Origin of the sequence: Arthrobacter pascens (assembly GCF_030815585.1) — a bacterium.
In the GTDB taxonomy this organism is placed as follows: Bacteria; Actinomycetota; Actinomycetes; order Actinomycetales; family Micrococcaceae; genus Arthrobacter; species Arthrobacter pascens_A.
Genome location: NZ_JAUSWY010000001.1, coordinates 4404446 through 4415557 on the forward strand (window position 1 = coordinate 4404446; position 11112 = coordinate 4415557).

Annotated in this window: 9 protein-coding genes and 1 tRNA gene; 9 read left to right on the plus strand and 1 reads right to left on the minus strand. The window is 65.7% G+C overall.

Going from position 1 to position 11112, the window contains the following annotated elements:
- Positions 1–7 precede the first annotated feature (7 nt).
- The 7 genes from QFZ30_RS20420 to QFZ30_RS20450 all read left to right on the plus strand — a co-directional run bounded on the left by QFZ30_RS20420 (position 8) and on the right by QFZ30_RS20450 (position 9350).
- A complete protein-coding gene (locus tag QFZ30_RS20420) occupies positions 8–1606 on the plus strand; it encodes an aldehyde dehydrogenase (NADP(+)) (RefSeq protein WP_307079409.1) in 1599 nt (532 codons plus the stop codon).
- Positions 1603–2931 (plus strand): enolase C-terminal domain-like protein, encoded by a 1329-nt coding sequence (locus tag QFZ30_RS20425; RefSeq protein ID WP_307079411.1) that lies wholly within the window; start codon positions 1603–1605, stop codon positions 2929–2931. Before QFZ30_RS20420 ends, QFZ30_RS20425 begins: the two co-directional genes overlap by 4 nt.
- 193 nt (positions 2932–3124) lie before the next feature.
- Positions 3125–3940, plus strand: coding sequence for an AEC family transporter (locus tag QFZ30_RS20430; protein ID WP_373462903.1), 816 nt, complete (start codon positions 3125–3127; stop codon positions 3938–3940).
- A 424-nt stretch (positions 3941–4364) separates the two neighbouring features.
- A complete protein-coding gene (locus tag QFZ30_RS20435) occupies positions 4365–5897 on the plus strand; it encodes an HNH endonuclease signature motif containing protein (RefSeq protein WP_307079415.1) in 1533 nt (510 codons plus the stop codon).
- A 295-nt stretch (positions 5898–6192) separates the two neighbouring features.
- Positions 6193–7263: an IS110 family transposase gene (locus QFZ30_RS20440; RefSeq protein WP_307079417.1), complete on the plus strand. Its 1071-nt coding sequence runs from the start codon at positions 6193–6195 to the stop codon at positions 7261–7263.
- A 244-nt stretch (positions 7264–7507) separates the two neighbouring features.
- Positions 7508–8635 carry an L-talarate/galactarate dehydratase gene (locus tag QFZ30_RS20445; RefSeq protein ID WP_307079418.1) on the plus strand — a complete coding sequence of 376 codons (1128 nt, stop codon included), beginning with the start codon at positions 7508–7510 and terminating at the stop codon, positions 8633–8635.
- A 10-nt stretch (positions 8636–8645) separates the two neighbouring features.
- The gene (locus QFZ30_RS20450) at positions 8646–9350 is read left to right on the plus strand and encodes a FadR/GntR family transcriptional regulator (RefSeq protein WP_307079420.1); all 705 of its coding nucleotides are present in this window, start codon (positions 8646–8648) and stop codon (positions 9348–9350) included.
- Between the two features lie 71 nt (positions 9351–9421).
- Here QFZ30_RS20450 and QFZ30_RS20455 read toward each other — a convergent pair.
- Positions 9422–9504 (minus strand) — tRNA-Leu (locus QFZ30_RS20455).
- Positions 9505–9891: 387 nt separating this feature from the next.
- On the opposite strand from QFZ30_RS20455, the gene QFZ30_RS20460 reads away from it, so the two are divergent.
- Together QFZ30_RS20460 and QFZ30_RS20465 are read left to right on the plus strand one after the other, a co-directional pair.
- A complete protein-coding gene (locus tag QFZ30_RS20460) occupies positions 9892–10635 on the plus strand; it encodes an FhaA domain-containing protein (protein WP_307079422.1) in 744 nt (247 codons plus the stop codon).
- Positions 10632–11111 (plus strand): FHA domain-containing protein FhaB/FipA, encoded by a 480-nt coding sequence (locus tag QFZ30_RS20465; protein ID WP_307079424.1) that lies wholly within the window; start codon positions 10632–10634, stop codon positions 11109–11111. Before QFZ30_RS20460 ends, QFZ30_RS20465 begins: the two co-directional genes overlap by 4 nt.
- Position 11112: the final 1 nt, after the last annotated feature.

Sequence of the window (11112 nt, forward strand, 5' to 3'; positions counted from 1 at the left end):
AACCCCTGTGACACTCACCGGACATTCCCTGATCGCCGGACAGCCCGTCCACGGCGGCGGCAAGACCGCTTTCGGCTTCAACCCCGCCACCAACGAACAGCTCGATCCGCCCTATTCGCTGATCACCGAAGAACAATTGACGACGGCGACCTCCGCTGCCGCGCAGGCCTACCCATCCTTCAGCACCCTGGACCCGGACACCCACGCAGGTTTCCTGGAAGCCATCGCTGAGAACATCGAAGCCATCGGCGACGAACTCATCATCCGCGCCGGCCAGGAAACCGGCCTCCCCGCCGCGCGCCTGCAGGGCGAACGCGCCCGCACCACCGGCCAGTTGCGGCTCTTCGCCGCCGTTGTGCGCCAAGGCGACTTCCGCGGCGTCCGGATCGACCCGGCCATCCCGGACCGCACTCCGCTGCCGCGCGCTGATATCCGCCAGCGCCAGATCCCGCTGGGCCCCGTGGCCGTATTCGGCGCCAGCAACTTCCCGCTGGCCTTCTCGACGGCGGGAGGAGACACCGCCTCCGCCCTCGCCGCCGGCTGCCCCGTCATCTTCAAGGCCCACAACGCCCACCCCGGCACCAGCGAACTCGTCGGCCAGGCCGTCGTCAAAGCCGTCAACGACTTCGGCCTGCACCCCGGCGTCTTCTCCCTGGTCTACGGCCCCGGCGCCAGTATCGGCCAGGCACTCGTGGCCGACCCCGCCGTCAAGGCAGTGGGCTTCACCGGCTCCCAGAGCGCCGGCATCGCCCTGATGCGCACCGCCGCCGCACGGCCCGAGCCCATCCCGGTTTATGCCGAAATGTCCTCCCTGAACCCCGTCTTCGTCTTCCCCGGCGCACTCAAGGGCGACGTGGACGCCCTGGCCCAGCAATACGTCACCGCCGTCACCGGCAGCTCCGGCCAGCTCTGCACCTCCCCCGGGCTGCTGTTCGCCCCCACAGGTGAGGCAGGCGACAAACTGGCTGCCGCCGTCGGCCGCGCCGTATCAGCCTGCGCCGGACAGACGATGCTCACCGAAGGCATCGCCGGCTCGTGGAACTCAGGGGCCGAGGCACTCGGCGCCGCTGCAGGCGTCGACGTCGTCGGCCGCGGCACCGCCGGACCCACCGAAAACGCACCCGCCCCGGCCATCTTCGGAACGAACATCAACGAGTTCGTCTCCAACCACGTGCTGCACGCCGAAATCTTCGGCGCCGCCAGCCTGGTCATCCGCTACACCACCACCGAAGAACTCCTCGAGGCGATCCACCGTCTCGAAGGACAGCTCACCGCCTCCCTCCAGCTCACCGCGGAGGACTATCCGACGGCGGCAGCCCTGATCCCTGCCCTGGAGCAGAAAGTCGGTCGCATCATCGTCAACGGCTGGCCCACCGGCGTCGAAGTAGGCCACGCCATGGTCCACGGCGGTCCCTTCCCAGCAACCTCCGACACCCGCACCACCTCCGTCGGCACCCTCGCCATCAACCGCTTCCTCCGGCCCGTCGCGTACCAGAACCTGCCCCAGCAACTCCTGCCCGTCCCCCTGCAGGACAGCAACCCGTGGCACCTGAACCGCCGAATCGACGGCTCCGTCCTCGCTGCAGACGTAGAGGTCAACGCATGAGCAACCAGCCCACCATTACCCGCGTGGAGGTTGTGCCGGTCGCCGGCCACGACAGCATGCTGATGAACCTCAGCGGCGCCCACGGGCCGTTCTTCACCCGGAACGTTGTCATCGTGACCGATTCTGACGGCCGGACCGGCCTGGGCGAGGTGCCCGGCGGCGAAAAGATCCGGACCACCATCGAGGAGGCCGGAGCCCTCATCAACGGCAAGCCGGTGGCCCGCTACCGGTCCCTGCTGCGGGAGATCGCAGCGGAATTCGCCGACCGCGACGCCGGCGGCCGGGGCCTGCAGACGTTCGACCTGCGCACCACCGTCCACGCCGTCACCGCGGTCGAATCTGCCCTGCTGGACCTGCACGGGCAGTTCCTCGGCGTCCCTGTCGCGGAGCTGCTCGGTGACGGGCAGCAGCGCACGTCGGTGCCGATGCTGGGTTACCTCTTCTTTATCGGTGACCACCAGCGGACTGACCTGCCGTACATCGTCGAGGACGCGCCGTCGGACCGCTGGGAGAAGCTGCGCCGGCAGGAGGCCATGACCCCGGAGGCGGTGGTGGCACTGGCCGAGGCAGCGCAGGAACGTTATGGCTTCAGCGACTTCAAGCTCAAGGGCGGCGTGCTGTCCGGAGACGACGAGGTTGACGTGGTCACGGCCCTCGCCGAGCGTTTCCCCGAGGCACGCGTGACCCTTGACCCGAACGGCGGCTGGCTCCTGAAGGACGCCATCCGCCTGGGCAAGCGGATGCAGGGCGTAGTGGCGTATGCCGAAGATCCGTGTGGTGCGGAAGGCCGCTTCTCCGGCCGCGAGGTCATGGCTGAGTTCCGCCGCGCCACCGGGCTGAAGACCGCCACCAACATGATCGCCACGGATTGGCGGGAAATGTCCCACGCCATCCGCAGCAACGCCGTGGACATCCCCCTGGCGGACCCCCACTTCTGGACCATGCACGGTTCGGTCCGGGTGGCTCAAATGTGCCACGAGTTCGGACTGACCTGGGGCTCGCACTCGAACAACCACTTCGACATCTCGCTGGCCATGTTCACGCACACCGGCGCGGCTGCCCCGGGCGAAATCACCGCCCTGGACACGCACTGGATCTGGCAGGACGGGCAGGGGCTGACCAAGAACCCGCTGCAGATCCGCGACGGCGCCATCGAAGTTCCGGACGCTCCGGGCCTGGGCATCGAACTGGACCGGGACGCACTGGACAAGGCGCACCAGCTCTACCTGGAACACGGACTGGACGCCCGGGACGACAGCATCGGCATGCAGTACTACATCGACGGCTGGACCTTCGACCCGAAGCGGCCCTGCCTGGTCCGCTAAGGGCGACCAACCAGTTTCCGCACGGCCGGCCCTCCTTTCGCAACGGGAGCCGGCCGTGCGGAGCCCCAACAGTTAAATTGAAGGGCGCACTTTGGGCGGCGTTGTCTCCGGAATACTGATCGTCTCCGCTGTCATTGCCGTGGGCTAATTCGCCGCCCGGCTGCGGATCCTGGGGCCGGAAGTCCAGGGCGCCCTGACCCGGACGGCCTTCTACATCACCAACCCGGCGCTGCTGTTTACGGTCGTGGCCGGAAGCGACATCCGCGCCGCCCTGGGAACCGATGCCCCGCTCGCGCTGCTCTCGGCAGCGATAGTGGGGCTTCTCTATTGCCTGGCCAGTTTCCTGTTCTTCCGGCGTCCGGTGGCTGAGACCGCCGTCGGGGCCATGGCCAGCAGCTACGCCAACGCCAACAACATCGGCATCCCGGTGTCCCTCTACGCGGTGGGGACGGCGCAGCACGTGGCACCAGTGCTGCTGGTCCAACTCCTGGTGCTGGCGCCGTTCTACCTCACCGTCCTTAGCCTGGCGTCAGGCTCCAAAGTCTCGTGGAAAAGGGTGCTGCTCCAGCCGTTTGCCAGTCCCATGATCATTGCCTCGGGACTGGGGGTCGTCGTCGCCCTCACAGGCTGGACCGCACCGGACCTGCTGCAAAAGCCCATCGACATGCTGGCCGGAGGTGCCGTGCCCATGGTGCTGCTGGCCTTCGGCCTCTCCCTCGCGGGCCGTGCACCGCTCCAGAAGGGCGACGGCCGGGTGGAAACCCTCGTGGCCACGTTCCTCAAAATCGCCGGGATGCCACTTGTTGTGTGGGTCCTGGGCCGCTTCGTCTTTGGGCTGGACGGGCAGCACCTCCTCGCCAGCGTGATCATGGCGGCGCTGCCCACCGCCCAGAACGTCTTCCTCTTTGCGACCCCCTACGGCCGCGGAATGAGCGTGGCCCGGGATGTCATCCTGTGCACCACCGTGCTGAGCATCGGCGCGCTGCTTGTTGTCGCCTGGCTTGTCTAGCTGCCACGCCTGCTACCGGGGATATCGACCAGTAATGAAGGGGCTTTAGTGTCCGACGGCGCCGTCCGGTTGAGCGCGCCCCGCGCGCCTTCGAGCGCTCCCCAAGGACGCCGCTCCGGGCCGACGCGGTCCGCTTCGGTTTCGCACTACCGCCAGCTGATTTCGGGCCCCAAAGACCTCCAACCTTAAATGTCAGACCCCCTTGAGAGAGTATTCCCATGGAAGCTTTTCGGGTTCAGCGGGCGGAACACGGCGGTCAATCCGCTCTGCTCACGCGGGCTGAGTCGCCTATTGGGGGCGCTTCCAGCAAAAGATCCGACGGCGACTGGAAACTTCGGTTAGACCCCCGCTGTACTCCGTTGACGGAACAGGCAGCCCTTCCGGACGCCGCGGGGCCCTCGGGCTCGCGGAGGCTATCGCCATCGTGAAAGCGGCCGCAGCGGCCGCTCCGGACTTCCTGGCCCTGACCGACTACACGGAAGCCGCCGATTACGCCAGCCAGGCCGAGGACCTCTCCCGGTGCGTGGAGTACCTGCAGATCCTCGGCGCCGGTGCCGTGGACCGGACCCGCACCCAGGCTATTACCGACGCAGCAGCCGCCCGCACTGGCTCCGGCCGGACGTGGATCATCGGGTGGGATAACGGCACCGAAACCCTCACCGAAGCCCATGCTGACACCGACGCCGACTGGCCCCATGGCGCCGCCGATCCCGTCACAGTTGGCGAGGCCGGCTTCACCGCCGCGGCTGTTCGATCTGCTGCGTCTGCTGCATCTGTTCCATCGTCCCCGGCTGATGACGGGTGCCGGAATACTGCCGAGTTCCTGCGTGCCCGGCTCCGGATCAGTATCGCCGAAGCCCACCGCCGGATCAGTCTCGCTGCCGCGGTGCTGCCCCGGCCCGGGATCACCGGCCACACCCAGCCGGCCGAACGCCCGGAACTCGCCACCGCCCTCGCCGCAGGGACCGTCGCTTCCCGCCCCGCGACCATCATCACCCTGGCCCTGGACCGCGTCCGGCACCACGCCACCGAGGACACCACAGCCCGGATGGAACACGCCCTGACCCGCACCGCCGCAGAAAACGACGCCGACTTCCTCACCCGCATCGCCCGCCGCTGGACCGAGGCCATCGACCAGGACGGCACCAAACCCACCGACCACGAACTCCGCCAACGCCAAGGCGCCTTCATCCGCCCAGCCCGCCGCGGACAAAACCACCTGGAAATCTTCGCCACACCCGACCAGTTCGAATACCTCCTGACCGTCATGAACACCGCCACCAACCCCCGCACACAGCCACGAACCACAGACAAAACCCTCACCGGCAAGACCGCCGGAAGCGACGCGCACGGCGGCGAGGCCACCGACGAAACCGAAAATGACCCTGAACCCGGCCTCGACCACCGGACCCGGCCTCAACAACTCCTCGACGGCCTCGTCGGCGCCTGCACAGCAGCACTGGCCACCGGAACACTCCCCGCAGCCGGAGGGCTCCGCCCCCAGGTCATGGTCACCATCGACTACCGCGATCTCCTGGACCGGCTCGAACACGCCGCAGCAGAAGGACCCCGCTACCACTCCCGAACAACCGGGGCCACCCCGGGCCACGGCAGCACCACTGCACACGGCAACACCTCCGGCACCGGGTCATTCGCGTTCACCGGCCCCGTCACCGCCTCCACGGTCCGCAAAATCGCCTGCGACGCCGACATCATCCCCGTCCTGCTCGGCAGCGAAGGACGCATCCTGGACATCGGCCGCACCACCCGGATCTTCCCGCCACACATCCGCAAAGCCATCAGCGCCCGCGACCAAGGCTGCGCCTTCCCCGGCTGCACCATCCCCGCACCCTGGTGCGAAGCCCACCACATCACCTACTGGTCACACGGCGGAACCACCAGTACCGACAACGGCACCCTCCTCTGCACCCATCACCTCATCCACAAAGAACTGTGAGGATTGGGGTGGCTGGTCTGGGACTGGCTGGCAGAGTAGGTGCTGGCCGTTCCGCCCTGTGGTCGTGACTCAACAAATAATTGGCCCCATCGGGTGCTCTTCCATTGACTTGTCCGCCCGTGGGGTGGGGCGGCCGGTACCGCCCGGCCCACCTCGGTAACTTGATCAGAAGGTTGTCCGCCCCTTGGGGCGTGGCTCGTCACAGTGTTGTTCCGAAGTGACCTCTACCCGGACTGGTACCGGCCCTTTACGGCCATGACCACATCCGCGAATAGAGGAAGATGCCAGAACCGCTATGACTATCGTTGCGCATTCCTACCCGTTTGTCGTTGGCGTCGACACGCATGCCAAAAACCATGTCTACGCCATCATCCACGCAAGCACCGGTGAACTGATCGCCACCCGGGACTTCCCCACCACCGGGGCAGGCATCAACCGGTCCATTGCCTGGGTCGCGCGCCACACCGGCGCTGACTTGGCCACCTTGTGGGTGATCGAGGGCGCTGCCTCCTACGGGGCACTGTTGGCCGGTGCTGTCGGCGGCGCCGGTTACGAGGTTGCCGAAGCGGCGCGCATGGATGCCCGGTCCCGTCACGGGGTCGGCAAGTCCGATCTGTTGGACGCGCACCGGATCGCCGCGGCCGTCCTGCCCCTGGATGAGCAGCAGCTGCGCCGGCCACGGCTGAATGAAGGCGTCCGCGCAGCCCTGCAGGTTCTGGTCACCGGGCGGGAATCCATGACCACCGAACGTACCAGGACCGTGAACGCGTTGACCGCGCTGCTCCGTGCCAACGATCTTGGCCTAGACACGCGCAAACCCTTGACCGGATCCCAGATTGCCGAGGTGTCACGGTGGCGTGACCGGGAAGAACCACTGGCACTGTCCGTTGCCCGCTCTGAAGCGGTCCGGCTGGCCAAACGAATCAGCGACCTCGACGCGGACATCAAAACCAACAGTTCTAAGATCACCGAACTAGTCGAAATCAGCGAAGCGGCACCATTACTCCAGGACACCGGCTTCGGCCCGGTCACAGCCGCAATCTGCCTTACCGCGTGGTCCCACAAGGGACGGATACGCTCCGAAGCGGCCTTCACTTCCCTGGCTGGAGTCAACCCGATCCCGGCATCTTCCGGCAACACCATCAGGCACAGACTCAACCGGGGCGGTGACAGAACCCTGAACAGAGCCCTGCACCTGATCGCCCTCAGCAGGATGACTTTCGACGCCGAGACCATCCGATATGTCGAGAAACGACTAGCAGGAGGACGGACCAAAAAAGAGATCCGCAGGAGCCTGAAACGCTACCTTGCCCAACGGATCTACCGAACACTCAACGCGACAAATCCGAGCCAATGCTGCGCTTGACAACTATAGAAGGGTCAATGGCATATCCAAGTCAACAAAGGTGTCCCCTGCTACCTCCCCCCACCCCACATGGACCCCCGCCAAAAACCCCAACGAAACCACCACCAAACGTAAAGGCGCTCCCCAGGTTCGGCCGAATAGCGAAAGCGGTGCAGCTTTATCTCCAGACTTGTGTTACAAGTTTGGTACTTATACTCTAAGTAGGAGGGCGATATAGCCCGCCATCCTTCTTAGAGGAGCACCCATGAGCACCGTAGACTTCATCCGCCACGTAAAACTCTCTACGGCGAGACTTCCCCTCGCCGTCCCCATCAGCGATGCCAAGGTCTTCACCGGACGGCAGAAGCCTATGACGGAGGTGGTATTCCTCTTCGCCGAGATCACCACGGAACTGGGCCACAGCGGCATCGGCTTCAGCTACTCCAAGCGGGCCGGCGGACCGGCGCAGTACGCCCACGCAAAGGAAGTCGCCGAGGGCATCATCGGCGAGGACCCCAACGACATCGGCAGGATCTACACGAAGCTGCTGTGGGCTGGCGCCTCGGTGGGGCGCTCAGGCGTTGCCACTCAGGCCCTGGCTGCGATCGATATCGCGCTCTATGACCTCAAGGCCAAGCGCGCCGGCCTGCCGCTGGCCAAGTTCCTGGGCTCCTACCGCGACTCGGTGCGGACTTACAACACGTCCGGCGGCTTCCTCAACGCCTCCCTGGACGAGGTTAAAGCCCGCGCCAGCGTCCTCCTGGACGAAGGCATCGGCGGCATCAAGATCAAGGTTGGCCTGCCCGATTCCGCGGAGGACCTGCGCCGCGTGGCCGGAATCCGCGAGCACATCGGCTGGGACGTTCCCCTCATGGTGGATGCCAACCAGCAATGGGACCGATCCACGGCTCTGCGCATGGGCCGCCAGTTGGAGGAGTTCAACCTCATCTGGATCGAGGAACCCCTCGACGCCTACGACTTTGAAGGACATGCCCACTTGGCGCAGGTCCTGGACACCCCCATCGCCACGGGCGAGATGCTGGCCTCCGTGGCAGAGCACAAAGGCCTGATCAACGCCAACGGCTGCGACATCATCCAGCCGGACGCCCCGCGCGTCGGGGGCATCACCCAGTTCCTGCGCCTTGCCGCCCTGGCCGACGAGCGCGGGCTGGGCCTGGCCCCGCACTTCGCCATGGAAATCCACCTCCACCTCGCCGCCGCCTATCCGCGCGAGCCCTGGGTTGAGCACTTCGACTGGCTGGATCCGCTGTTCAACGAACGCCTCGAAACCAAGAACGGCCGGATGGTCGTTCCCGACCGTCCCGGCCTGGGCGTATCCCTCAGCGAGCAGGCGCGCGCCTGGACCACCGAAAGTGTGGAATTCGGCGCGTAACCTTGAAGCCATGAGCCGGAACCTGACCGCGGACCTCGCCGCCGATCTTCGCATGCGCATTGTGGACGGCGTGATCCAGCCTGGGGAGAAACTCCCCAGCGAAAACACGCTCATCGGCGAGTTCGGCGTGAGCCGAACCGTGGTGAGGTCCGCTCTTACCCGCCTCCAGGCCGAGGGACTTGTGGAAACCGAGCGCGGGCGCGGCAGCTTCGCGCTGACGCCACCCTCGGACGGCCCGCAGGGAACCCCCGGCAGCCGGCCCCTAGTGAGCATGGAGGACCGCCTCCATTTGCTGGAGTTCCGGATGGGAGTGGAGGCTGAAGCCGCCGCCTTGGCCGCACGCAACCACACCGAGCGCCAGCTCAGGGCGGTGGACAAAGCCCTGGAGGAATTCACGGCCAGCGCGGACCATCCGGCGCACGCCATGAAGTCCGACTTCGATTTCCACCGCGCCATCGCCGCTGCCTCAGGCAACCCGTTCTATTCCGACTGCCTCGCTGCCCTGGGCCAGACCATGATCGCTATGCCGCGCACCCGCCTGATGACCGGCGTCGAGCATTACGCCCGTGACCACTTCGACCAGGTGGTCCACGAGCACCGGTCCATCTCCGCCGCCATCGCCGACGGCGATGAAGCTTCCGCGGCGGCTGCCATGCGCAGCCATCTGGCCAACTCACGACGCCGGATCAAAGCTTCCGCACGCAACTCCGGCTAAGCGCAGGATACGGACTGTTAAGACAAAGGAACCCCAGTCCGAAGACCGGGGTTCCTATGATTCACATTGCGTGCGCGAGGGGGGATTTGAACCCCCACGCCCTTTCGGACACTGGCACCTGAAGCCAGCGCGTCTGCCGTTCCGCCACTCGCGCGCAACTTCTTTTCCATGATTTACGGCCGGTTTCCCGGACCCGCAACCCTGTAAAAGCAGCGAGATCAAGCATAACGGACACCGGCGGCAAAACACCAATTGAGCCTTGGACCGTCCGTCCACGCCGCCCGGGCGGCCCGGACCGCAGCCGGTGAACGCTGGAGGGATAGCGTGGAAAAGCCCGGTATTATGCGGTCCGCGGGCATCGCGGATTGAACTTTTCCTGCCGCCCGTCCGTTCTTGATTAAGGTCTTTCACAGGCCTGCCCAGTAGTATCTGATGTAGTAGTGCCTGCCGCCGGCAGGCTTGCCACTGTGCTGTGGACTCTGTTGCTGATTGAGTTCCGGAACGAAAACTGCCCCGGAGCCGGAGGGAGAGGAGAAGGACCATGGGATTGCTGGACAAGGTCGAGCGCGGCATCGAAAAGGCCGTCCGCGGTGTCTTCTCCACTGGCTCGAAGGCACAGGTGGAGCCTGTGGAGATCGCCAGCCGGCTCCGTCGCGAAGTGGACAACAAGGCACTGACCATCGCCGCTGGCCGCACACTGGCCCCCAATGTCTTCGACGTTCATCTCAGCGACGACGACTTCAAGAGGGCCCAGGACTGGGGCACACCGCTGGCCGAGGAACTCTGTGACGTGGTCATCAACCACGTCCGCAGCCAGGGTTACACCCTGCAGGGCTCCGTACGCATTTCATTCCGCCGGGCCGAAGAGCTGCGGGCCGGGGACTTCGAGATCAAATCCTCCACCGAGAAGTCAACGGGTACCCCCGGAAAGCCGTCCCCGCTGCCCAATATGCCTGCCGCACCCAGCCGCCAGCCCGTCCGCCTGCAGCCCGTTCTGGACATCGAAGGCCAGCGGTACTCACTCAACGCCGCGTCCATCGTCCTTGGGCGGTCCTCCGAGGCCGACATCCTGGTTGACGATACCGGCGTATCACGCCGCCACCTCGAAATCCGCACGGCAAACGGCGTGACCAGCGCAGTGGACATGGGCTCCACCAACGGCAGCTACGTCAACGGCCACAAAGTGTCCGGATCCACCGAACTTACTGACGGCTCCACCATCACGATGGGACGGACAAAGATCATATTCCGCCTGCTTCCGGCCAACACTGGCGGCCGCCCATGAGCGAACTGACCATTACCGCCCTGCGCTTTGGCTTCCTGCTTCTGCTCTGGGTACTTATCTTCAGCATCGTTTCGGCCATGCGCCGGGATCTGATGGTGGGCCGCAAGGCCGCCGTCGGCACTCCCACGGCGCGCCAGGTCCGCAAGAATCCTGAACTGGCCGCACCGCCACAGCCCGTGAAGCAGCAGGCCCACCAACTGGTGGTCACGGAGGGTCCCCTCAAAGGAACCACCATCCCGCTGGCAGCCAGCCCCATCCTGCTCGGCAGGGCCCAGGAAGCCACCTTGGTGCTGGAAGACGATTATGCCTCCGGCCGTCACGCCAGGCTCTTCCCGCAGGGCAGCCGCTGGTTCATCGAGGATCTGGGGTCCACGAATGGCACCTACCTGGCGGATCAGCAACTTACCCGGGCCCTGCCCGTTGAGCTTGGCGTTCCTGTGAGAATCGGCAAGACGGTCATCGAATTGAGGCCATAGC